Genomic DNA, 25,394 nt, shown 5'->3' on the forward strand with positions numbered 1-25,394 from the left:
TGGATTAGAGGGTGAGAGCCCCGCGCCGACCCGCTTTGGCGGCCTCCTGCAACAGGTATTTTTTGTTCACTTTGGTCAGTTTCGCGACAATGGCATGCCCCTTCGCATCGGTGCCCGACAGCAGCAGGGTGCCCTCGTTGGGTCGCGTCATCGTGACGGTGCCCACCAGTAGCGCATCGGCCGGATTGGGTCCCGTCAGTGTCAGCGTCGTCTGGTTGGCCTGCGGGGTTGGCCCGGTGGTGTAGCGGTAGTAATGCCGCCCCTGCGAACCCGCCCGTTCGTAGTCGCGTTGTGCATCGCTGGTTGGGAGTTCTTCGGTAGTGGATGCGAGCAACGCAACCGGCTGGTTGGAGCGGATGCTCAGCGTATTCCAGGTTTCAAACACCACGTCCTGCCAGCGGGTCGGGTGGGTTTTCGAATACGGAATGGACTGCCCGTCGGTGGTAAACGCATCGACCCGGTATAGGCCCGCCACCCCCGGCAGGCCCGGTGTCTGCGGCAACCGAAGCTGACCGCTGCGGGCCGTAGTGAAGCCATATAGGCCGACTACCAGCACCAGAAAGGCACTTTTGAGCAATAGTCGGGCTGTTTGCTGGGGTTGCGTCAGGGCGAGTGTCAGCCGGTTGGGTTGTGCGGGTGCTTCGAGCGAGACCAGCCGGAATAACCGAACGGCATCGTGGCCAAATAGAAACAGCCCGAACGTAAGCAGCAGGCCGCTGTAGACGTATTCGCCGCCCTCGTAGGCCAGGTTGGAGAAGAAGACGTTACCTAGAAACGGCAGTAGAATCAGGGTGCCGATCACGGTCGTTTTGCGGTTCAACAACAGCAGCCCACCCAGCACTTCCACCGCGCCCAGAAAAGCCTCGTAACCCGGTACGACACCCAGCGAGAGTGAGAACAGTTTCCAGGCCGAATGATCGCCATAAGCCGTATTGAGGTTGCTCAGTGAGGGTAGCGGGGCCTGAATCGGGAACAACTTGATGAACCCGTAGGCCAACACCGCCAGCGCGAGCCGATACCGCACGGCCACCCGCAACCAGGCATACACCTGATTGTCGATCTGGCGATTGCGGCTAACGGCGTTCCAGATGAACGTACCGGCCAGCGCCAGCAGCGCCACCACGCCCCAGTCGGTAAAGGAAGGAGCATCGCCAACGAAGTGGGGCGCGTACTTCGACAGGCCAAACAGGTAACTGGTATAGTTGAATGGCCCCTGTTCGCCTAACCGGAACAGGTTTTTGACGAACGTACCATCAATCGGCAGAAGCTGAATACCGATGTACAGCAGGATAAACCGGAGTAGAATAGTCTCAGGTACGCTGCCCTCGCTGGGCTGGGGAAGGGAGGCCGCCGTTCGGGCTTCCCAGGCGGGGTGGGGCTCGTTGTAAGCCCATTCCTCCGCGATCGTGTCGCTGGTTCGTTTTGGCATGATCGTGCGTTGGTTAATAGCCTGGATTTTGGGTTAATGCTTTGTCGGATAGCAGCTGCTGCACCGGAATAGGCAGGATGTAGCGGTTGGGGTCGGTCAGGCCGAAAACAGCGCCGGCGCGGCCCGTTCTGACGACGTCGAACCAGCGGTGGGGTTCCAGCGCAAACTCGACGCGGCGTTCGTTTTCGATGGCCAGCAACAGGGCGTCTTTAGTGGCCGTGGTGGTGCTGGTGAGCGCGGTCAGCCCGGCCCGGTCGCGCACAGCGTTCAGGTCCGCGAGGGCATCAGTTGTTTTGCCCTGCTGTGCGCGGGCTTCGGCGCGTATCAGGTAGGCTTCGGCGATGCGGAAGATGTAGGACGGGTCGGAAGCCGGGTTCCGGTAATAGAGCGTGCCATACCAGCGGTTCTGGTTGTCTTTGGCCACCAGCACCGAGCGATTACCGCCCACGGCCGGGTCGTTCAGCAGGGCCACGAGGGCGTCGTTCGGTGCCCATTGCCGGGTGCCGCCGTTGGTTTGCGGTTGCCATTGCCCCCGGTGGCTGTTTACCTCGGTCGTGCCGTTGTAGAAAAGCTCCCAGACCGACTCAGTCGTGCCGCGGGCGTCGGCCAGGAAAAAAGCGCCGTAGGGTTTAGTCAGGCGGTAATTCGTGGCATCGGTAATGAGTCGCCCGGCAAAGTCCTCGGCTTTGGCCCAGTCCTGCTGGTAGAGGTAATACCGGGCTTTGAGGGCATACACTGTTTTGCGCGTGACCCGGTAGCGGTCGGTGGTGGTGGGCAGCAGGGGCTCGGCCGCGTCGAGGTCCTTGAGCACCTGCGCGTAGGTCTCGGCCACCGTGCTACGCTTTATGCCCAGATTATCCGTTGGGAGAATCGTCGGGTTGGTAATCAGCGGCACCCCGCCGAAGGTGCGGGCCAGATCAAAATAGGCCAGCGCCCGGATGGCGTAGGCTTCGCCGAGATACCCATTTTTCAGGGTCGTAGTCAGGGCTGGGTCGGTCACGGTGGGCACTTTGGCCAGCACATTATTGGCCCGGTTGATGGTCCGGTAAATGGCGATCCAGGCGGCGCTGATCGTCGAATTGTCGGCGTTGACCCGCTTGTTGATAAACTCCTGTACCTGCGACTGCGATCCCGTCCACTGAATATTGTCGCCCGAGAGGTAGCCGATGGACTGGAAGCTGGTACCGTAATAATCACTGCTGGCCAGCGCGCTGTAGACGCCCCGGAGCGCGGTCAGGGCTGAGTTCTGGTCGGTAATGGTCTGGGTGTCCGCAATTGATTCGAGGGGCTTGACATCCAGAAAGTTGGTGCAACTGCTGGTACTTAATGTGAGTAGCACCAGCAGGCGATAGGATTTGAAAAGCATAATCTATGGGAGTTAAGACCTATAAGGCCTGGGCGGCCCCGTCTAAAACCTTACAGGTCTAATTGGCAGAAGAATGATTCGCTTAAAACGTCAGGCTGATACCGCCCTGAATGCCAACGGGCTGCGGGGGCGTACCCAGGTCGATGCCCTGGGCGTTGGGGTCGCTGCTGGCGCTCGACTCGGGGTCGAGGCCGGTGTACTTCGTGAGGAGCCACAGGTTGGTGCCCACGGCGTAGACGCGCAGGTTTTGTATCCCCACCTTCTGCGTGAGGGTGTTGGGGAGGGTGTAGCCTACGGTCAGCGACCGAAGCCGCAGGAAGGAGCCATCTTCGAGCCAGCGGCTGCCGCCGTCGCGGTAGTTGTTGACGTTGATGCCATCGGGCCGGGGTACGTTGGTGATATCGCCGGGCTTTTGCCAGCGAGCCAGATTCGAGGCGAAAATGATGCGGGCGGCATCGCGCGCGCCACCGCCTTCGCCGAAGAACCGGTTGTGGTTATAGATGGAATTGCCGTACTGGAAGGCGAAGAAGAGGTTCAGGTCGAAGCCCCGGTAAGTGACGTTGTTGGTGAATCCGCCAAACAGTTTGGGCCAGATGTTTCCTACGATCTGCCGGTCATCGACGGTGATTTTGCCATCTTTATTAACATCCTCGTACACCGCGTTGCCCGTCTGCGGATCGACGTAGAGTTGCTTGTAGACCCAGAACGAATAGAGGGGTGAGCCCTGCTGTTGCAGAATCAGTTCACGGCTGCCATAGCGGAGCGGATTGGCCAGTTTCTCGATATTGTTGACGTTGCGGGCCAGGTTCAGGCTGGTGGTCCAGGTAAGGCCGCCGCGCTGAATATTCGTCGTGCTGATGGCAAACTCAAACCCCCGGTTGCTGATTTCGGCGGCGTTGCTCCAGTACTGGCTGAAGCCCGTGGTGCCTGGCAAAGCCAGCTGAATCAGGCCGTTGGTAGTGTATTTATCGTATAGGTTCAGCTCCAGCCGGATACGGTCGTTGAACAGGCCGATGTCAGCGCCCGCGCTGAACTGCTGGGTACGTTCCCATTGCAAATCCGGGTTGCCAAGCTGTTGAGGTGCAATGCCCGCGCTGCCCTGATAGCCCGCGCCACCCGTCCAGAGGCCCTGCGCGGCGAAGTTGCCGATGCCGTTCTGGTTGCCCGTGACGCCCCAGCTACCCCGGATTTTCAGCTCGCTGAGAAAGCCGACCTGTTGCAAAAACGACTCCTGCTTGGCCCGCCAGGCAACTCCCACCGAGGGGAAGTAGCCCCACTTGCGCGCCGCACCGAACCGGCTGCTGCCGTCGGCCCGCAGGCTGGCATCAACCAGGTAGCGCCCGGCGTAATTGTAGTCGACCTTGCCGAAGAACGACGCCAGTGTGCTTTTGCTCCAGTTCTGCGAGGCGGCCGTGGTCGCCGCCGACGAAATCTGGGTGAAGCTGTTGTTGGCAAAGCCGCGCCCTTCGGCGTAGGTACGGGTCAGCACGTCGCTTTGCAGCGTATTGCCGACCAGCACGCCGACGGAATGACGGGCTCCGAGCCGCTGCCGGTACGTAAGCGTCTGCTCATTGAGCCAGGTTGTGTACTGGCTGACGCTCGACGTGGCCAACCCATTCGGGCTACCCGCGATCAGGAGTGAATTCCAGTATTCCGATTCGTTGTAGTTGTTGTAATCGATGCCCCAACTGGTACGGAACTTCAGGCTGGCCGTTGAATTGCTCGGGAGGAGTTGGGCGTCGGCATACAGGTTGCCGATGTAGCGCAGGCTCGTCGTGTTGATGTTGTAATTGTCGAGCAGCAGCGTCAGGTTATCGAAGCCGGCGCGGCCGACCAGCACGCCCTGCTCATTGACGGGCGACAGGTACGTTGGCGTGTGGAGCGCGGCCTGAAGCAGCCCTCCGGCGGGGCCATCACCAGCGCGGGCCTGATTGCGGTACGTGCGCGTAAAGGTGTTGCTGACGCCCACCTGCACCTTGTCGCTCACCTGCTGATCGAGGTTGACCTTGAAGCTGGCCCGGCTGAAATCGACCGGCCGGATGATGGCTTCCTGACTGTTGTAGCCCGCTCCGATGTAGTATTTGGTCGTCTGGGTGCCACCACTCAGCGACAGGTCGTAGTTGCGGAGCTGGGCCGTGCGGAACAGTTCGCTCAGCCGGTCGTAGGTCTGCTGCTCTTCGGGCAGACCACGACCCCCTTCCGCTACGGGTCGAAATGGGCGGTTGGCGAAGGTGCGGTTGAGCGTGGGATCGTCCTTGCCGGTGTTGATCCACCATTCGTTGACCAGCGTGGCGTGCTCGGGGCCGGTGGTGAGGTCCCAGAGTTTCTGGGCTTTGGCGGCACCCGCCGAGGCGTCGAGCCGAATGGTGGGTTTCTGCCCAAAGGCACCCCGTTTGGTGGTGATCAGGATAACCCCGTTGGCGCCCCGCGACCCGTAGAGCGCGGTGGCTTCGGCGTCTTTCAGCACCTCGACACTCTCGATGTCGGAAGGATTGATGTCGGCGATGGGCGAGGTCGCTTTGCCCCCCGTGCCGATGGTCTGGAGGCTGTTGCCGTTGATGAACACCCCATCCACCACGTAGAGCGGATCATTGCTGCCGTTGATGGAGGTAGCGCCCCGCACCCGGATGTTGGTCCGCTCACCCGGCACGCCCGTGGCCGATGAGATCTGTACGCCGGCCACCTTACCCTGCAACTGCTGATCAAAACTACCGACGGGAATGTTCTTCGTTTCGGCGGGGTCGATTTTGGTGATGGAGCCGATCAGGTTTTTTCGCTCCGTGGTGCCGTAGCCCACCACCAGCACTTCGCTAAGTTGCTTGGAGTCGGTGGTGAGGCTGACCTGAATCGTGCTCGTTTCGGCGATTACTTCTTTTGGTTCATAGCCAATGAAGCTGATTACCAGCGTGAAAGGAAGCTTCTGGCCGGTTCGGAGATTGAAACGGCCGTCGACATCCGTCGTTCCGCCGTTGGTGGTTCCTTTGATAACCACCGTAGCGCCGATAAGGGGTTCGTTGGTTCGTTCATCGGTAATACGACCCGAAACGGTCGCATTAATGACAGGCCCATTGGGCTGAGCCTGGGCTATAAACGAAATAAACAGGCTTAATCCCAGCAGGAATATACCTTTTGTCATTATTTTGTAGTGGTTACGTGAAAAATGAGGGCTGCCAGGCCCTTGTTTAGTGCCAGCCGAAACGGTTGCCGCCGTTTCGGCTTTTTTATTCCCCCCGCTGGTTGCCGCCAGACAGGAGGTTATTAACTCCTTGGGTAAACCACTGGGGTGGTGTCGCCAAGGAGTAAGCCGTGTGCACCGCAGCGGCCAGTCAGGCCGGGGTACGTTCGCGCAACGGGACCAGACCGGTTCAGGTACGTTGGTCGGCCAGTTGATTCAGGTACGTTCGTTTGGTGCGTGTTGCCATGCGCTGTGTTGCAGTTAGTGCCATTGACGATGCCGACCTCGCCGACGCCCAGCAGGGACCAGGCATTGGCGGTAGCTTCGAATAGACCATTAATCCCTCGTGTAGATAGACTAATAGTACTTATAATCTATTGATATTGTAGACTTTGCAAAGAAAGTAGACCGATGGGCGGACTTCCAAATTTTAAGGAAAGAATTCTGAAAAAGAGGAAGGTTAGCGTTTACGCTCAGGAGTTCTCGGTCTCGGTTAGTTCACGCAGGCTGACGTTTTCGTAGACCGCCAGATTGGCGTCGCGCACACGTTCCATGATCGGGCGGAGTCGGCACGTTTCCTCATCGACGCAATCGTCGCAACGGACGTAAAAATGTTTGGAGACGCAGGGGGTGGGGGCAATCGGGCCGTCGATGATGCGTAGTACCTGCGCCAGATTAATTTTCTCGGGATCAATCCGCAGCATGTAGCCGCCCGTTTTTCCTTTTTGGCTTTGCAGCAAACCGTGGTTCCGGAGGTCCAGCAAAATGGTCTCCAGAAAACGCTGGGGAATGTCGCCCTGGGCGGCTAACCAGCTGATTTGCACCGAGCCTTTCCCATACTGCTCAGCCAGTTTTACTAGGGCCTTTAAGGCATACTTAGCTCGCTTCGATATCATAACCAGCTAAAAAATTATTGCTCAGAATTTGGAAACGAGTGCAATCTACTACTTTCTTTGAAAATCCTATTAAATCAATAGACTATAAGTACTAATAGTCTATCTAACACCGGGAGTATTAGGACTAATCAACATGAACACGTTTTGGGCTAGCCAACTGCCTCCATTTACACCTGATATGAACTCATTCACGGACCACTCAGCACCGCAGCGTCAGCCTGTCGGCAACCAGCCACTATAGTCATCCACACCACAAACTCGGGCTGTCGATTGGTGCCGTCGGCGTGAGATACGCCTGTTCCGTACCCATCTGTCCACTCAAATGAATACAACTACATTTTACTCGTTTATGAAACAGTACGCTATTGCGCTTCTTTTGGTGTCTACGTTGCTATTGCCCTGGTGGGCCGTTGCGCAGAATGCGCCCGTTATCAATGCCACCGTATCGGGGCGGGTCGTCGATGCCAGTACCGAAAAACCACTGATTGGCGCGACCGTCGCGATTAAAGGCACCACCAACGCCTCTCCAACCCGGGAAGATGGCCGGTTTACACTGCTTACGGGTCAAAAAATTCCCTTCACGGTAACCGTCTCCTTCGTTGGCTACAAAACGACCGACGTGGTTATCTCAGACAATAACATCGAGATCAAGCTGGAAGAAGGAACCAACGAACTGGCCGACGTGGTCATTACCTCGCGCCGTCGGCAGGAGTCGGCACAAGCCGTCCCCATCCCGATTTCGGTGGTGCGGGGGGCGCTGGTCGAAGATGCCGGGGCGTTCAACGTCAACCGGCTGAAAGAGATCGTGCCGTCGGTGCAGCTCTACTCGTCGAATGCCCGTAACACCACGCTCAACATCCGGGGCTTAGGCTCAACCTTCGGGCTGACCAACGACGGCATCGACCCTGGCGTGGGGTTCTACGTCGATGGGGTGTACTACGCCCGCCCGGCGGCTACGGCTCTCGACTTCGTCGATATTGATCAGATTGAGGTGCTGCGTGGGCCGCAGGGTACGTTGTTTGGTAAAAACACAACGGCCGGGGCATTCAACATCACCACCCGCCCCGCCAGTTTTGTGCCGGGTGCCACCTTCGAGGTGAGCTACGGCAACTACAATTACATACAGGCCAAGGCGTCGATTACCGGTCCGCTGACCGACAAACTGGCGGCCCGCCTGTCGTTTTCCGGCACGCAGCGTAACGGAGTCATCTACAACGTGCGGACGCAACAACCGCTCAATACGCTGAACAACCTCGGCGTCCGGGGCCAGTTGCTGTATACCCCCAGCGACAACGTTAAGCTGACGCTGACCGGTGACATGACCGACCAAAAGCCGGTGGGGTATTCGGTGATCTATGCCGGGGCCGTCACGACCCAACGGCCTGCCTATCGCCAGTTCAACGCCATTATTGCTGATTTGGGCTATAAACTACCCTCTACGAATCCGTTTGACCGGATCACCGACCAAGACACGCCCTCGCGGGCTGGTAACCAGCTGGGTGGGGTTTCGCTCAACGCCGACATTAAACTTGGCAACGGTACGTTGACCTCGACTTCGGCCTGGCGCTACTGGAAGTGGGACCCGCTCAACGACCGGGATTACATCGGGTTGCCTGTGTTCACGATTTCGGCCGGTAACTCCAAACACGACCAGTATTCGCAGGAAATCCGCTACGCGGGGAGCCTGTCGTCGCGGCTGAGTGGGGTAGTGGGGGCGTTCTACCTCTACCAGGATTTGCAGTCTGACCCCGTGCAGACCGAAGAAGCCGGTTCGGCGCAATGGCGGTTTGCCCAGAGCTCAACCAGCGCACTCTGGAAGACGCCCGGTCTGTTCGACAACTTCGGTATCCGCACCACCAACCGCATTCGCAGCACCAGCGCCGCCCTGTTTGCACAGGCCGACTGGGCCATTACCGAGAAGCTCCACGTGTTGCCCGGTATCCGCTACAACTACGACAAGAAAATCGCCAATTATAAGCGCGAAACCTACGGCGGTCTGCAAACGACCGATCCGGCGCTGCTGGCGCTCAAGAATGCCGTTTATACCAACCAGGCCTTCGACGCCAACGTAGACGAAACCAATTTTTCGGGCCAGCTCACGCTGCAATACAAAGCCAGCGAACGCCTCAACGCGTTTGCGACTTATTCGACCAGCTACAAGCCCATCGGGATTAATATTGGTGGCTTGCCGACGGCCAACGGGCAGGTACTGACCGACCTGGCGCGGGTGAACCCTGAATTTGTGACGCACTACGAGGTGGGCATTAAAACCAAACCGTCGCCGAGTTCGGTGCTGAATCTGGTGGTTCACAACAGCGACATCAAAGACTACCAGACGCAGGTGCAAACGCCCGAGCCCGGCGTGAATCGGGGTTACCTGGCCAATGCCGAAAAAGTGCGGGTATGGGGCGTAGAACTGGATGGTAACCTGCGGGTTAGCAACGCGTTCTCACTCTACGGGGCGCTGGCCTACACCGATGCCAAATACGTTACGTTCCGGAACGCGCCGGTGCCACTCGAAGAAACGGGGGCGGCGCAGGCATTCAAGGATGTGTCGGGCGGGGCGCTGCCGGGCGTGTCGAAATGGGCCGGTTCGCTGGGTGGCGAAGTAAGCGGTGCGGGTAAATTCCTGTCGCAGGAGGGGCGGTACTTCGTAGCGGCTGATACCTACGCCCGGTCGTCATTTTCGTCGAGTCCGTCGCCGTCGCAGTTCCTCAACATTGATGGCTATTCGCTGGTGAACGCGCGCGTTGGCTTCCGGGCCTCCAACGGCACGTCGATTTACGTGTGGAGCCGCAACCTGCTGAATCAGAATTACTTTGAGCAGTTGCTGCCGGCACCCGGCAACGCCGGGCAGTATGGAGCGGTGCTGGGCGACCCACGTACCTACGGCATAACGGTGCGCTATTCGTTCTAGACATTGCGGCAGGCGAGGGGCGCTACGGTTGCCCCGCCGATCGATTGGTTTTGGCAACGTACCTGAGCACTCAGGTACGTTGCCAACGCCTACGGATTCGCACCAAAACGGCTGACTGGCCGCATGGACAATGAAACGAGGTAACGCGCTGGCTCGCCTGGTTGGTTTGTGGCTGTTTGGGCTGGGTATCAGCGCTCCTGCTTTCGGGCAGGCGCACTACCAGCATCGGGTTGTCTGGGGGCGGCTGGCCCTGACCGACACCATCAACAGCCGACTGCGCTGGGAACTCTACCTACAGGGACGGTTGCAAAATCGGGAGCCCGGCAGCCTCAATGCGTTTGCTGCCCCGCAGTTTGTCAGTTACTGGCCCTGGCTCACCTACGCGGTACGTCCTACGTTGCGGGTTGGGCTGTCGCCGGTGGGCTATTTTAAGAGCTGGCTGCTGATTGCCAACCCCGCCGAGGCCGAACGGCAGCCCGTTGCGGAATGGCGGATTGCCCTCCGGCTCGATCAGGAGCAGCGCTTTCGCCGGTTCAGCTACACCAACCGGTACAGCCTGGAACGGCGCTGGCGCGATCTGGCGAGCAACGGGGTGTTCCTGCCCAACTGGCGGGTACGTTACCAGGCTCGCTTCGACGTACCCATCCGGGCCAGCTGGGTGAAGTACGGGCTCACGGTGTCGGTGTCCGACGAGTTATTTCTTCAGTTTGGGGAAGCGGTGCGCGCCAACCCGAATGTCTTCGACCAGAATCGGCTCTACGGGGGCATTACTTATGGGCTCACCAAAAGTGTGCGTGCCAGCATCGGCTACATCAATCAGATTCAGCAACGCAATTCCGGGAAGGAGTTCGATCACGCGCACGTGCTGTTTGGGGTGCTGACTGTCGATAACCTGCTGGCGCCGTTGCGACGGTGGCGAAAAGGTGGGAAGCTGCCAGCCAGCAACCGGGGCGACTCCTGATCCTGGATCGGATCGACGTAAATCGGGTAACGGGGAGGCGAATGCCCACTACGGCGTCGCTTGGACTTTTAAGATGCACTAAATCGATAGAATATAAGTGCTAACTACCCACTGACAACGGGCACTAGTACACAGGTATCGTTTTGCTGACTTGACTATGGATACGAACTGGCTTGCCTACGCTATTCCTTTTTTCCTCGCGCTGATTGGGCTGGAATACTGGCTGACGAAACGACAAGGGAAAGCGTATTTCCACTTCAACGAAACCGTTGCCAACCTGAGTACCGGCATTGCCGAGCGACTGCTGGATGTGTTTGCGGCGGGGCTCATTTACGGCTTCTACGACTACCTGCATCAGCGGTTCGCCCTGTTTGCGATCCGGCCCACCGTCTGGAGTTGGGTTGCCCTGCTCCTCGTTACGGACTTCGTCTGGTACTGGTACCATCGCCTGGGGCATCAGGTCAATTTGTTCTGGGCGGCTCACGTGGTGCATCATCAGAGCGAAGAGTTCAACTTCACCGTTTCGGCCCGGATTACCGTGTTTCAGGCGATCATCCGCACGGGCTTCTGGAGTGTCCTGCCCATCCTTGGTTTTCCGGCGGGGATGATCACCACGATCTTGCTGGTGCATGGCCTGTATCCCTTCTTTCTGCACACCCGCACGGTTGGCAAACTGGGCTGGCTCGAATACGTGCTGGTCACGCCCTCGCACCACCGGGTTCACCACGCCAACAATCCCCAGTACCTCGACAAGAACTACGGCGACGTGTTCATTATCTGGGACAAACTCTTTGGCACGTTTGCCGAGGAAACGGACGAGCCGACCTACGGCCTCACCAAGCAACTGAAAAGCCACAGCTTTCTGTGGCAGCAGTTTCATTTTCTGCTCGAACTGCTGGTGGCGGTCTGGCGAACGCCGGGCTTTGGCCCCAAACTAAAACTGCTCGTTGGCCGCCCCGACACGGTAGACGCGGGCATCCGGGCCGAGCTGGAAGCGCGGTTGCTGCAACGGTCGACCATCGTGGCCAATCGGGGCCGATTCCGGGGATACGTGCTGGGGCAGTTGGTTGGGGTGCTGCTCATTCTGTTTGTGTTTCTGCTGCTGGAACAGCACATCCCCGGCTGGGTGCAGGCCCTGACGGCGCTGTTTATGCTCCTGACGCTCATCAACATGGGGGCGCTGCTGGAACAACGGCGGTGGGTGCTGAACCTGGAGCTAGCCCGGCTGCTGGTACTCTGGGGGTTGCTCTACGCGGCGTCAGGCGTGCAGATGCTGATTGTGCTGGCCTACATCGGGGGCCTGTCGTGGTGGGTGTACCAGACCACCATTCGGCGCTACTATTTCACCTTTCTCTACGGCTCGCCCCGGCTGGCTTAGCGCCCCGGCCTGCGCCACGAGCCCGAATCCGTCTTTCATTGAACACGATAAATACAATCTGTTATGTATGCTAACTCAACACGTTTTCGCTCGGCCAGCCTGTTGCTGACTGGCCTGATCGGGCTATCGTCCGGGGTATGTGCGCAGTCGGCCGCGCCGCTGCCAGAGGGCCCTTACCGGGGCGAGTTTCAGACGGCCACCGGCAAGGTACCGTTCAACTTTGCGGTAAAGGGCACAACGGCCTATCTGCTCAACGCGGGCGAGCGAGAAGCGCTGCCGGGTATTCGGCAGCAGGGTGACTCGGTGTTTATTGCCATTCCGCTCTACGACGCGACACTCCGCTTTAAACGGGAGGGCAACCGCCTGACGGGCAGCTACCGGGCCGGGTCGGGGCAGCCGATTCCGGTCACAGCCGAGTTCGGTCGCAGCGATCGCTACGAGCAGGGGGCAGCCCCCACGGTCAGCCTGGAGGGCAAATGGGACATCGGGATTCAGCGGTCGGCGGGGAATCCGGCCGACGTTAACCAGACGGTCGGGGTATTCTCGCAGCAGGGAAGCCGCGTGACGGGCACCATCCTGACAACCACGGGTGACTATCGCTACCTCGACGGCCACGTAACGGGCAATCGGTTTGCATTATCGGCGTTTTCGGGCGCGTCGCCCGCCGTTTTTCAAGGCGAAATCGGCCCGGATGGCAAGCTGACGGGTGAGTTTCGGTACGTGCGGGGCGCCTCTCCGGCAACAGGGGTTAAGAATCCGGCGGCCAAACTGCCCGACCTCTACAGCTTGACGTACCTGAAGCCCGGCTACAAGAAACTGGACTTTACTTTTCCGGCCGTGAATCGTGGCGACGAATCGGGTAAACCCGTGTCGCTGACCGACGCCAAGTACAAAGACAAAGTGGTCATCGTGACGATTTTAGGGAGCTGGTGCCCCAACTGCATCGACGAAACCGCTTTTCTGGCTCCCTGGTACAAGGCCAACCGGCAACGGGGTGTCGAAGTGATCGGGCTGGCGTTCGAGCGCAAAAATGACCTGGCCTTCGCCAAAACGGCCCTGTCCCGGCTCATCAACCGCTACGACGTGCAGTATGACATTCTGTTTGCGGGTCTAGCCGATAAGAACGTGGCGTCTGCCGCCCTGCCCGCGCTGAACAAAGTACTGGCCTTCCCCACGACCATCATTCTGGACCGGCAGGGGAATGTCGCGCAGATCCACACGGGCTATACCGGCCCGGCTACCGGTACGTATTACGACGAGTACGTGGCAGAATTCAACCAGACGATTGACAAACTGCTTCGGAACGAACCACTGACTGCCGAAACGGCTCACGGCGGTAACTAATCCGATTCGCACGCGACGTAAAAACGAGTAGCGCCAGCTGGTCTTCGGCAAAGGAACAGGTGGTGTCAACACCAGCCAAAACGGCGGCAACCGGTCTGGCTGGCACTAAGCAAGGGTCTGGCAACTGAAGCGTTGGTCCGACCCCATTTTTCACGTAACCAACACAAAAGAATGCACAAGTTTTATCAACTGGTAGTGGTTTTACTGCTACTGAGTCGTGGTTTGCTGGCACAGAACGCGACGGTTTCGGGCATCGTACAGACGGCAGACGGGGAAACCTTACCCGGTGTCACGATTGCCCTCAAAGGCACCAATCAGGGAACGACGACAAATGCCGAGGGGCGTTTTGTGCTCTCGTTATCCGGTACGAATCCAACCCTGATTGTCAGTGCCATTGGGTACGTTACCCAAGAGGTCAATCCCGTAGGAACGACGCTGACGCTTACCTTGCAGCCCGACGTAAGGCAGCTCTCTGAAGTGGTCATTACGGGTTATGGCGAGCAAAGCCGCAAGTCGCTGACCAGCGCCATCTCGACGGTGAAAGGGGCCGACCTCAAAACCATTCCCGTGGCTAGCCCCGACCAGCTGTTGCAGGGGCGGGCGCCGGGCGTACAGGTGCAGGCCAATTCGGGCGTACCTGGGGGCGGCATCTTCATTCGGGTACGTGGTACCAACTCGGTCAACGCGGGCAACGACCCCCTGTATGTGGTGGATGGGGTGTTTATCAACAACACCAACCTGGTAGCGACCGGGCTGGGCAACCAGGTGCCTTCCAACCCGATAGCCGATCTGAACCCCGCCGATATCGAGAGCATCGAGATTCTGAAAGATGCCAACGCCACGGCTATTTATGGCTCACGCGGGGCCAACGGCGTGGTGCTCATCACCACCAAACGGGGCAAATCTGGTAAGACGCGGCTCACTTTCGACACCTACCAGGGTTGGTCGCGGGCGGCGAAGGTGTTTTCGCTGGTCAACGGTCCCCAACTGGCCCTGCTAGAAAACGAGCGCTTCATCAACGACGGGGGCAACCCTGCTCAGGTTCCTTACCGGTCGGTGGCCAGCGGGGGGCTGGGTCTGCCCGACGAGCAGCCCACCTACGACCGCATCAGCGACCTGTTCCGCACCGCCCGCACGAGCAACTACGAACTCTCGGCGTCGGGTGGCAACGACAAAACCCAGTTTTACGTGGGCGGGGGCTACTTCCGGCAGGAGTCGATCGTTCGGCCGTCCAACTTCGAACGGTATAGCCTCCGGATCAACGTGGATAACCGCGTGAATGACCGGTTCAGGCTGGGCACTAGCACGGCCCTGGCCCGAACGGTTCGGAACGTGAGCAGCAACGACAACAACCCGGCGGGCGTGATCAATTCGGCGCTATACCCGCGCTCCAACCTGCCCGTTTTCAACACCGACGGGTCGTATGCCAAATATGGCAACTTCGACAACCATCTGGCGCTGATTCAGAACCTGAATAACAACGCCGTTGGGTCGCGCATCATCAGCAACGTGTTTGGGGTCTATGACCTATTGCCGACGCTCAGTTTGCGGAGCAGCTGGAGCATCGATTTCAACGACATGTATGAAAACAACTACAACAACACGCTGCTGCTGGCCGGGCAACCGCGCGGCACGGCCACGTCGTTTCTGTCGCGCGACATAACGCTGCTCAACGAACAGGTGCTGACCTACCGCCAGACCTTCGCCGACCGGCATTCGGTACAGGTGCTGGTGGGCAACACGATTCAGCAAAACACCTTTCAACGGACCACGCTCAGCGGACAGCAGTTTCCGTCAAATGATCTGCAAACGATTGCTTCTTCGGCCACGCAGACGGGCTCGTCGACCCGCTCACAGGCTGGACTGCTCTCGTTTTTCGGTAAGGCTAACTACAGCTTCCGAGACCGCTACTCGCTCGATGCCAGCCTGCGGGCCGATGCATCGAGCCGGTTTGGGGTGTCGCGGCGGTGGGGCTATTTCCCGTCGGTCGGGCTGGGCTGGCGGTTATCCGAAGAGGCGTTCGTGCGCGACCTGAATACCTTCGATGAACTGAAACTTCGGGCGAGCTGGGGGCTCACCGGCAACCAGGCCGGCATCAGCGATTTTGCCTCGCTGGGGCTATGGCAGGGTGGGGCCAACTACCTCGATCTGCCCGGCACGGCCCCGCTCCAACTGGCCAATTCGGACCTGAGCTGGGAAACGACCCGCCAGTGGAACGTAGGTCTGGACGTGGCGGTGCTGAAACGGCGCCTGTTTGTCGAACTCAATTACTACGATAAATACACGTATGGGCTGCTGCTGAACGTACCTGTACCGCGCAAACTGGGCTACAGTTCGGTGGTGCAGAATTTTGGGGCGGTCAGCAACCGGGGCGTTGAAGTGCAACTAACCGGTAACTGGTTCAACCGGGCTGGGTTTACGTGGAGCAGCACGCTCAACCTGTCGCGCAACATCAATCGGATCGAAACGCTCGCGGCCCCCATTACCACTGGCTCCCGCGATATTTTCCGGCTCGAAGAGGGAGCGCCCCTCTATTCGTTCTGGCTGTATCATCAGACGCGGGTGAACCCCCAAACCGGTGATGCCGAATACCAGGACGTGAACGGCGATGGCGCGCTGACCGTGGCCGACCGACGATTGGTGGGCAATGCCTGGCCTAATTTCTTCGGTGGGTTCACCAATAATCTGACCTATAAAGGATTCGATCTGGGGCTGAACCTGTATTTCGAGCAGGGAGCCAGAATCATGAACATGAACCGGTTTTTTCTGGTGCATGGCGGCACGCAGCGAAACATCGGCTACTTCCCTGAGCAACTCGACCGCTGGCAGCGGGACGGCGACGTGACGACCGTTCCCCGCCTGACCACTAACCCAAACAACAATAACTACGGCGGCATTGTGCAGAACCTGAGCGACCGCTATCTCGAAGACGGATCGTTTGTGCGACTCCGTACGCTGTCGCTGGGCTACACCGTGCCGCAACCCGTCGTGAGTCGGCTGGGGCTTGCGTCGGTGCGGGCCTACGTGCAGGCGACCAACCTCTTCACGCTGACGCCTTACTCGGGGCTCGATCCTGAGGTGAATTCACAGAGCGGCGTCGGCAACACCAAAAACTTCGACTGGGCCACCGTGCCGCAACCCCGCACGCTACAGGTCGGCTTGACCATTGGCTTATAACCCATCTCCACTAGTGTATGAAAGCATTTGCCTACCTCTTCCTGTTGGTCGCGCTGGCGTCGTGCAACACCCTCGACGTACAACCGTTCCAGCAACTGCCCGATAATCGGGCCATTACCGATGCCGGTAGCGCCCGCGCGGCGCTGCTGGGTACGTATAGCCAGGTACAGAATTACTACCAGCTGAATTACCCGGTGCTGGGGTATCTGCCCGGCGACAATGTCCGCTTCAACGGTACGCTCAACCAGTTTAACCAGCTCGACCAGAATGCGCTGAGTGCCGACAATGTCATTATTACCGACACTTGGACGCAGCTTTACCAGACGATCAATTCGGCCAATAACGTGCTGGCGGCCCTGCCTGACCTCACCGATCCGCTGCTGCCGACGGCCGAGAAAAACCAGTTGCTGGGCGAAGCCTTCTTCATCCGGTCGCTGGCCTATTTCGACTTGGCACGGGGCTGGGGGGGCGTGCCGCTGGTGCTGAAGCCCACCCGCTCGGCGGCCGATGGGCGAGGTATCCGGCGCAGTACGGTGGCGCAAACCTACGATCAGGTGCTGGCCGACCTGACCGAAGCCGAACGCCTACTGCCCGATGCTGCCACCCGCAACCGGGCCACCAAAAACACGGCGCGTGCCCTGCGGGCGCGGCTGCACCTGTACCGGCAACAGTGGGCCGAGGCCGAAACCTACGCCACGCAGGTGCTGGGCAACACCAATTACCGGCTGGTTACCCCATACCGGGCCTTTTCAGCGGCCCCGTTTGGGAGTACCGAATCGGTGCTGGAACTGACCTACAGCATCGCCGACCAGAACAACCAGTGGAACAACTGGTATCCGAGTGCGCTGGGCGGCCAGTATACCCTGCAACCCACGCCGGAACTCATAACGCTCGTTAACAACGCCAGCGCAGGGGGCAACCGCAGTGCTGCCCTGCTGGCTACCGTGCGGGTTGGCTCGACTGATTTTGTGTACGGAAACCTTTACAACCGGGCCGCCCAGCGCGATGACCCGGCCTACATTATCCGTATCGCCGAGGTCTACCTGATCCGGGCAGAGGCCAGAGCGCGTCAGGGTAAACTAGCTGACGCGCTGGCCGACCTGAATGCGGTGCGTAGTCGGGCCGGCGTGCCGGCGGCAACGGCCACTACGGCTGAGGCGGTGTTGCTGGCGATTGAAGACGAGCGGCGCGTTGAATTTGCCTTTGAAGCCCACCGCTGGTTCGATCTGGTCCGCACGGGCCGCGCCGGCGCTGTGCTGGGCATTACCGACGCGCGCAAGTGGCTATTCCCCATTCCGTTCAACGATATTGCCGCCGACCCCGATCTGGAACAGAACCCGGGGTACTGAACCAATTTTTCATCCCAAGAACATGAGTACTCAACAAACGCCGGGCGTGGACCGCCCCATTGGCATCTATTACGAACACCCGGAATGGTTTAAACCACTCTTCGCCGAGCTGGATCGGCGGGGTATTTCCTACGACCGCATCGACGCGGCACATCATCAATATGACCCGTCGGAGACGAGTAGCCCGTATAGCCTGGTCGTGAACCGGATGAGTTCGTCGGCCTACCTGCGGGGCAATGGGCAGGGTATTTTTCACACGGCGGGTTACCTGACTCATTTGGAACGCCTTGGCGTGCGGGTCATCAATGGAACGGTCGCTACCAGCATCGAAACCAACAAGGCCCGCCAGCTTTCGCTGCTGGCCCAACTGGGGCTGGCTTTCCCGAAAAGCCGCGTGGTCAACCACGTGTCGCAGATTCCGCTGGCGGCGGCGCAACTGCGCTTCCCGCTGGTGGTCAAGGTGAATATCGGCGGGGCCGGGGCAGGGATTGTCCGTTTCGACACGCCGGAGGGGTTGCAGGCAACTGTCGAGGCCGGTCAGATCGATCTGGGTATCGACCAGACGGCGCTGGTGCAGGAATTTGTGCAGCCGCGTGGCGGGCATATCGTGCGGGTCGAGACACTGAACGGCCGGTTTCTGTACGCCATGAAGGTCTTCACCACCGGGCAAAGTTTTAACCTGTGCCCCGCCGAAATCTGCGCCATACCGGAAGCTCCTTCCGCTGAGTTCTGCCTTACCGACGCCCCCAAAAAAGGCATTCAGGTGGAAGTGTATATGCCCCCTTCGGCCATTATTGCCGACGTCGAGCGTATTGCGAAAGCCGCTCAGATCGACGTGGGTGGGGTGGAGTACCTGATCTCCGACGAAACGGGGTCGGTGCTGTTCTACGATATCAACGCGCTGTCAAACTTCGTGGCCGATGCGGTCAACGTGGTGGGGTTCGACCCGTATGCCCGCTTTGTCGATTACCTCGAAACACAACGCCAGACGTATCGGCAGGCTGGCTCGGACCAGCAGGCCGATACCATCGCTTCATTTAAACATACCTACGCTCCATGAAATTTGGCTATTGGCTCCCCGTTTTTGGCGGCTGGCTCCGCAACGTCGATGACGAACAGATGCGCCCCGACTGGTCGTATGTGAAACAACTGGCCCGGAAATCGGAAGATTGGGGCTACGACCTGACGCTCATTGCGGAATTGAACCTCAACGACATCAAGGGCGAAGATGCCCCGTCGCTCGACGCCTGGTCTACGGCGGCTGCGCTGGCCGCCGTCACGGAGCGCATCGAATTGATGGTCGCCGTTCGCCCCACGTTTCACCAGCCGGCCTTGCTGGCGAAACAGGCCGCTAACATCGACCACATCAGCGGGGGGCGCCTGACCCTGAACGTCGTCTCGTCGTGGTGGCAGGACGAAGCCCGCAAGTACGGGGTGCATTTTGAGCAGCACGATGACCGCTATGCCCGCACGGCGGAGTGGCTGCACGTGGTCGATAACCTCTGGAAGCGGGACCATTTCTCGTTTGAGGGCAAGTATTACCGCGTTGAGGACAGCATCCTGCAACCCAAACCGATCGCGCAGCCCCGCCCGTTCATCTACGCCGGGGGGGAATCGGAAGCCGCTAAAAACCTGATTGCCGCCCAATGCGATGGGTACGTGATGCACGGCGACGATCCGGAAGGCATCGGTCGGCGCATTGCGGATCTTCGCCACCGGCGCGAGCGGCTCCGGCCCGACCTGCCGCCCATGAAATTCGGCGTGGCGGCTTACTCGATTGTGCGGAACACGGAAGCCGAAGTGAAACGGGAAATCGACCGAATCACGAATGTCAACGGTTCGGCTGCGGGCTACAAAAACTACCAGCAATGGCTGGCCGGCACGCAGCTGGAGAAAAAGCCGTCGCTGGAAGATTACTCCGTTTCTAACCGGGGCCTGCGTTCCGGTCTGGCGGGTACACCCGATCAGGTGGCGGCGCGGGTAGCCCAGTTTGAGGCCGTCGGCGTTGATTTTTTGCTGCTGCAATGCAGCCCGCAACTGGAAGAGATGGAACGCTTTTCGGAAGCGGTCATCCGGGTACTGGCGTAGCTCGAACCGGTCATGATCTGGTCAGCGATTTAGGAATTCTTTTTAAGCCAAAAACAGAATACGACAATGACAAACAGGTTACTACGTTGCCTTGCCCTGCTGGTGTTGTGGGGTGTGGCGTCGCGCGTACAGGCGCAAACCAGCTACTATTTTCCCGACGAAAAGGGTGGTTTCGACCCGGCTATTCCGACGCCGGAGCAATTTCTGGGTTACCCCGTGGGGTCCCACTTTACGCGCTACGACCGTATCGTTGACTACCTGAAAGAGCTCGATCGGCTGTCGGATAAGGTCAGTTTGCAGCCCATCGGGAAAACGTACGAAGAACGGCCGCAGGTGATTGCGTTTTTTACGTCGGCCGCCAACCAACGTAATCTGGCGCAGTTGCGGCAGCAGCACCTTACGCTGGCCGACCCGAAAACGCCCGCCCCCGACTACGCCAAACTACCCGTGGTGGTGCATTTGGCGTATACCGTACATGGCAACGAAAGCTCGAGCAGCGAAGCCGCCATGCTCACGGCCTATTACTTGACCGCCTCCACCAACGCCGAGGTGACGCGCTGGCTGTCGGAAGCCGTGGTCACGATCGACCCCGCCGAAAACCCCGACGGGCGCGACCGGGCTACGCAATGGTTCAATCAGCACAAGTCGTTTCCGGCCGTAACCGACCCCGCTGACAGGGAGCATAACGAAGGCTGGCCCAACGGACGGTATAACCATTACCTCAACGACCTCAACCGGGACTGGCTGCCGCTGGCGCATGTGGAGAGCCGCAACCGCATGAAGTTTCATCACGAATGGCTCCCCAATGTCATGATCGACTTTCACGAGATGGGGACGAGCAGCACGTACTATTTTGAGCCGTCGAAGCCCTTCAGCACCGAAAACGACCTGATTCCCCGGGCTACCTACGACGTGCTGAACGTGCGGCTGGCCCGGTATTTCGCCCGCGCGCTCGACGGCGTTGGCTCGCTCTACTGGACCAAAGAACAATTTGATAACCTCTCGCCCATCTACGGCTCAACGTACCCCGACTTCACGGGCGGCGTAGGCGTTACGTTTGAAGTGGGCAGCTCGCGGGGGCTGGCGCAGGAGGGGAGCAACGGTACGGTTACATTTCCGTTTACCATCCGCAATCACCTGCGCACCGGACTGGCTGCCGTGCAGGGTGCCGTCGAAGAGAAAGAGCTATACCTGAAACACCAGCGCGATTTCTTTGCTTCGGCGCTGACGGACGCGGCTAAGTTTCCTACCAAAGCCTACGTGTTCGGGGCCGCCACCGATCCCAACCTGACCCGGCGGTTTGCCGACGTATTGCTGCAACACAACATCCAGTTTTATGCCCTGCAACAGGCTGCGCAGGCTGGTGGTAAATCATTCGCGCCGGGCGCGGCATACGTGGTGCCAACCGCACAGCCGCACTATCGGCTGGTGCACTCGCTGTTTGAGGAGGTGACCGCTTTCCACGACAGCGTTTTTTACGATGTTACGGGCTGGTCGCTGGTGCACGGGTATGGCTTGCCGTATGCCAAGCTGAAAGAAACGTCGTTGGTGAAGGGGGAGCCGGTCAAAAACCTGCCGACCATCGCCGGGGGCGTGGTGGGCGGCCCTTCGCCGGTCGCCTACGTGGTCAGCGGAGCCGACTACCATACGGCGCAGGCCGTATCGCGGTTGCAGCAGGCCGGAGTGCTCACCAAGGTATCGTTCAAGCCGTTTCGGATTCAGTCACCCGTAGCGCAGACCGGATCGGGGGCGCAGTCGTTACCACGACCGGCTGGAAACACAGACTATAGCTATGGCTCTATTATAGTGCCGGTAGCCGGGCAGAAGCAGGCGCCCGATTCACTATATCGGCTGGTAGCGGCCATTGGGCGGCAGGCCGGCGTGACCTTTACGGGCGTGTCGACGGGCTTCAGTGCGCAGGGTATCGATCTGGGTAGTAACAATATCCGAAGCCTCCGTAAGCCGGAGGTGGCCCTGGTGGTGGGGCCGGGCGTGAACCCGTCGGAGGCCGGCGAAGTCTGGTTTCTGACGAGCGAGCACCTGCAACTGCCCGTTACCAAACTCGACCTGGGTAGCCTGGCCCGCGCCGACTGGAGCCGCTACAACACCGTCGTGCTGGTGGGTGGTCAATACAATTCGATCGACAAGAATACGGTTGGGAAACTAAAAAGCTGGGTAGAGAACGGCGGTACGCTCATCACTACCAAAACGGCGTCGGAATGGGCCATTCGCCAGGGGCTGGTGCGCGAGAACCTGCTGGCTACCAGCAAACCCGATACGACCAAAGCCGCAGAGCGAGTCGATTTTGAGCGGGTACGTGAGCGGGAAGGCACCCGTGCTGTGGCGGGCTCGATCTACACGGCCGATGTGGACATTACCCACCCCCTCGGTTTTGGCTTGACCGACCGGCGGCTGTTTGTTTTCCGCAATGGAACAACGTACCTGAAATCGGGCAGTAGCCCGTACAACACGGTGGTGAAGTACACGGCTACACCCTTTGTGAGTGGGTACGTATCAAAAGATAACCTGAAGAAAATCGGCAACTCGGCGGCGGTCGTCGTTAGCCCCGAGGGGCAGGGCCGGGTCGTGCTGTTTGCCGACGACCCGGCGTTTCGGTCGTACTGGCACGGTACGTCGCGGTTGCTGGTTAATGCCTTGTTATATGGTCCGTTGCTGAATGCTCCTACGGCCTTGCCAACCGCCGAGGAGTGATATTTGGCGTACAAGCCTGCGCCCGGCAATGCGGGCCACTATGGAGCCGTGGTGGGTAATCCACGTACCTATGATATACTACCGCGCTACTTGTGCTATTGGCTCAGCCTATAGCGCGTAGCCTGCGCCTGATGCAGCGCTGCTCCATCGATAAGTCTGAACATGCATGACTGGTCGATGGAGCAGCGTTACGTTTTAGCTAATCGCCGCATTGGCACGGCGATAACTGCGCCGGCCCGCGATCGAACAGATCACTCGATTCTAAACACGGCCGATGTCTTGCATGACCCGTCCTGGGGGTAAGTGATTCGTAGCCCTTCTGCCGTTTGTCTCCACGTTACGGCCTTTTTATAGCCTAACAGGTTTACGGTCTTGATGGGTTTGTCGAGCAGGTTGGCAGTAGTCCCCAACGACTTAATGAGCAGTTCGGTGCTTGGCTGGGGCGCCACCATGCTGAATGCGTACAAAGCGCCATTCTTGCCGACGGTGAATCGGAAGTCGGCCGACGTAAAGACAAATTCGGCGTGACGACGGCCCAAGGCGCCTCCCGGTAGCATGTTAAGTTTGCCGTTAACCTGTTCGCCTTCGCCGGGTATCCGCCAGGCCCGACTACCATAAACAGCTTCGCCGTTTCGCCGCATCCAGTCTCCTACTTCATTCAGCATCGTCTGGCTTCCTTTGTCCAGTGAGCCATCCGGCAGCAGCGAAATACAAATGGCGGCATTACCGTCCCGGGCTATGGCTTCGATGATGTATTTCAGCATCATCCCTGAATCATAGACAAAATTGGGGGCGTAAAACCAGTCGCCCACGGGCGTTTCGGCGATCCAGGGTTCCGACGAATTAATCGCTTCGGGGATACCAAATTCCTCCGTATTCACCGTGCCGTTGGTATGGTGACGGAATTTGACGATGCTGAACACATCGGCCTTTCCTCGGCGCTGAAGCGTTCGGTTGTAAAAGTCGGCAATGACCCGCTGCATAGCATCCGCCTTTAACCCTACGCCCGTACCGTTCCCACTGAAGGGTTGATCAGACGTGCCGTCGGTGTAGATAAAATCGGGACTGTACTGGTCAACGACATCCATCATGCGCTGAGCCCATTGGGTTGCGTACCACTTGCCGTAGTCGAGGTGCTTACTGAAGATACCCGCGGGCGGTGGTGACCATTTCGAATAAGCAGCTTCAGAGACGCCCTTATACTCGCGAAGATCGATCCCATACAACAGGCGGGGGTCGAGCCCTTGCCACCATTTTCCTTTCCCGTCGGCAAGCGTCAGGTTCGCGTCATAGGGAACGCCCTTCATACTTCCCTCTTTGTCGCTGCCGAAGGCCGCCTGCCACCACCACCAGGTATACTCGTGGTGGAATGTAACGCCGAAACGCAGCCCCTCGCTTTGGCAAGCTTTTGCCCATTCGCCAATCAGATCACGTTTGAGGCCAACGTTAACGGAATTCCAGGGGTGGTAGCGGGAATTCCATAGATCGAAATTATCATGATGAACGCCCTGAATTAACAGGAACTTGGCCCCGGCGTCTTTATAGATCTTGGCCAGTGTGTTCGGGTTAAGTTTCGTTGGGTTCCAGTCGCGCAGCACTTCCTTATAGCCAACCTTTGAGGGGTGACCATAATTTTTGAGGTGGTTCTTATAAGCGGGAGTCCCTTCTACGTAAAGCTTTCGGGCATACCAGTCGCCACTTTGCCCCGCAGACTGTGGCCCGAAATGTACCCAGATGCCAAACTTGGCCTCTCTGAGCCAGGCCGGTACACCGGGGTAGTTTTTCTCGATCGATTCCCAGGTTGGCTGGAACGGACCACTCGCAATGGGCAGCGTAAGCTTAACTTCTGGAAACGTTTTCCAGTCGGCTATCGCTACGCTGTCGATGGGTTGTTTGGGCGGCAATGAGGGGATGGCTGCCGGTACAATGGATAAGGACTTGCCTGGCGATACGGCGCGTTGGGCTTGCAGGCCCAACGGCAACGTAGCCATCACGAAGAGTAGTCGAACTGTTGTTTTCATGCGTCTCTAGTACAAACCAGATTGGCTTTTATGCCCGTCAATTGTCGGGCAATAACCGCAAAAAGGCCGTTACTTGACCGCTCAGGCAAGAATAGGCTCAGCAAACGATCCGATTGTATCATAGCGAATCGGGCCTTGCCACCAACCCTATGGTAGTCCAAAAGCAGCAGGCTTATCGGGGTGACTACGTTACGTTAGGCCCATTCCCGGCGCCGAGGGCCTGTTTTGTAACGAAGTGGGCAGTCGTGAGCCTGGTGTACTGGTCTCCGAGCTTTTCCATCTTAGGCGTCGTACGGGATGGGCCAACGTTTGGCCAGGCCGCCCTTTCGGGACGTAGAGACGGGCACAAAAAAAGCCCGCTGGGTGAGCAGCAGGCTTGAGCATGTAGCGGGGAGCAGGATCGAACTGCCGACCTTAGGGTTATGAATCCTACGCTCTAACCATCTGAGCTACCCCGCCGTAATGTTCTGCAAAAGTACGCTTTTTATTTTTTTCGGTCAACGGCCGGGCCTTGTATTTAGTATATTTTTTCCGTTACCTTGCTAAAACCTTACCCGCACCACCCCCGGATCAGCGCCCGT

The 25,394-nt window shown here is 58.8% G+C and carries 14 protein-coding genes and 1 tRNA gene; 9 read left to right on the forward strand and 6 right to left on the reverse strand.

The genetic code is table 11. The features are described 5' to 3' along the window. Positions 1–4: 4 nt before the first annotated feature. The 4 genes from FAES_RS10085 to FAES_RS10100 all read right to left on the reverse strand — a co-directional run bounded on the left by FAES_RS10085 (position 5) and on the right by FAES_RS10100 (position 6,866). Positions 5–1,429 (reverse strand): hypothetical protein, encoded by a 1,425-nt coding sequence (locus FAES_RS10085; protein WP_015331101.1) that lies wholly within the window; start codon positions 1,427–1,429, stop codon positions 5–7. A gap of 13 nt (positions 1,430–1,442) precedes the next feature. Next, positions 1,443–2,795 carry a RagB/SusD family nutrient uptake outer membrane protein gene (locus FAES_RS10090; RefSeq protein ID WP_015331102.1) on the reverse strand — a complete coding sequence of 451 codons (1,353 nt, stop codon included), beginning with the start codon at positions 2,793–2,795 and terminating at the stop codon, positions 1,443–1,445. Positions 2,796–2,877: 82 nt separating this feature from the next. Then, positions 2,878–5,931 (reverse strand): SusC/RagA family TonB-linked outer membrane protein, encoded by a 3,054-nt coding sequence (locus FAES_RS10095; protein ID WP_015331103.1) that lies wholly within the window; start codon positions 5,929–5,931, stop codon positions 2,878–2,880. 512 nt (positions 5,932–6,443) lie between these two features. After that, complete coding sequence (locus FAES_RS10100) at positions 6,444–6,866, reverse strand: RrF2 family transcriptional regulator (RefSeq protein ID WP_015331104.1); 423 nt, start codon at positions 6,864–6,866, stop codon at positions 6,444–6,446. Between the two features lie 349 nt (positions 6,867–7,215). On the opposite strand from FAES_RS10100, the gene FAES_RS10105 reads away from it, so the two are divergent. The 9 genes from FAES_RS10105 to FAES_RS10145 all read left to right on the forward strand — a co-directional run bounded on the left by FAES_RS10105 (position 7,216) and on the right by FAES_RS10145 (position 22,792). After that, positions 7,216–9,783 carry a TonB-dependent receptor gene (locus FAES_RS10105; RefSeq protein WP_041257738.1) on the forward strand — a complete coding sequence of 856 codons (2,568 nt, stop codon included), beginning with the start codon at positions 7,216–7,218 and terminating at the stop codon, positions 9,781–9,783. 130 nt (positions 9,784–9,913) lie between these two features. Next, entirely contained in the window at positions 9,914–10,744 is an 831-nt protein-coding gene (locus FAES_RS10110) for a DUF2490 domain-containing protein (RefSeq protein ID WP_015331106.1), read from the forward strand. Between the two features lie 157 nt (positions 10,745–10,901). Then, positions 10,902–12,122: a sterol desaturase family protein gene (locus FAES_RS10115; RefSeq protein WP_015331107.1), complete on the forward strand. Its 1,221-nt coding sequence runs from the start codon at positions 10,902–10,904 to the stop codon at positions 12,120–12,122. Between the two features lie 63 nt (positions 12,123–12,185). Beyond that, positions 12,186–13,466, forward strand: a complete 1,281-nt coding sequence (locus FAES_RS10120) for a peroxiredoxin family protein (RefSeq protein ID WP_015331108.1) — start codon at positions 12,186–12,188, stop codon at positions 13,464–13,466. Positions 13,467–13,637: 171 nt separating this feature from the next. Then, a complete protein-coding gene (locus tag FAES_RS10125; RefSeq protein ID WP_015331109.1) occupies positions 13,638–16,643 on the forward strand; it encodes a SusC/RagA family TonB-linked outer membrane protein in 3,006 nt (1,001 codons plus the stop codon). 17 nt (positions 16,644–16,660) lie between these two features. Further along, the gene (locus FAES_RS10130) at positions 16,661–17,992 is read left to right on the forward strand and encodes a RagB/SusD family nutrient uptake outer membrane protein (protein ID WP_015331110.1); all 1,332 of its coding nucleotides are present in this window, start codon (positions 16,661–16,663) and stop codon (positions 17,990–17,992) included. Positions 17,993–18,014: 22 nt separating this feature from the next. Then, positions 18,015–19,052 carry an ATP-grasp domain-containing protein gene (locus FAES_RS10135; RefSeq protein WP_051054062.1) on the forward strand — a complete coding sequence of 346 codons (1,038 nt, stop codon included), beginning with the start codon at positions 18,015–18,017 and terminating at the stop codon, positions 19,050–19,052. Further along, complete coding sequence (locus FAES_RS10140; protein ID WP_015331112.1) at positions 19,049–20,080, forward strand: LLM class flavin-dependent oxidoreductase; 1,032 nt, start codon at positions 19,049–19,051, stop codon at positions 20,078–20,080. Before FAES_RS10135 ends, FAES_RS10140 begins: the two co-directional genes overlap by 4 nt. Positions 20,081–20,146: 66 nt before the next feature. After that, complete coding sequence (locus FAES_RS10145) at positions 20,147–22,792, forward strand: M14 family zinc carboxypeptidase (protein WP_015331113.1); 2,646 nt, start codon at positions 20,147–20,149, stop codon at positions 22,790–22,792. Between the two features lie 251 nt (positions 22,793–23,043). On the opposite strand, the gene FAES_RS10150 is transcribed toward FAES_RS10145, so the two are convergent. After that, positions 23,044–24,813 (reverse strand): alpha-L-fucosidase, encoded by a 1,770-nt coding sequence (locus FAES_RS10150; protein ID WP_015331114.1) that lies wholly within the window; start codon positions 24,811–24,813, stop codon positions 23,044–23,046. Between the two features lie 385 nt (positions 24,814–25,198). Next, a tRNA-Met gene (locus FAES_RS10160) sits at positions 25,199–25,272 on the reverse strand. Positions 25,273–25,394 lie beyond the last annotated feature (122 nt).

The organism is Fibrella aestuarina BUZ 2 (genome assembly GCF_000331105.1).
Taxonomy (GTDB): domain Bacteria; phylum Bacteroidota; class Bacteroidia; order Cytophagales; family Spirosomataceae; genus Fibrella; species Fibrella aestuarina.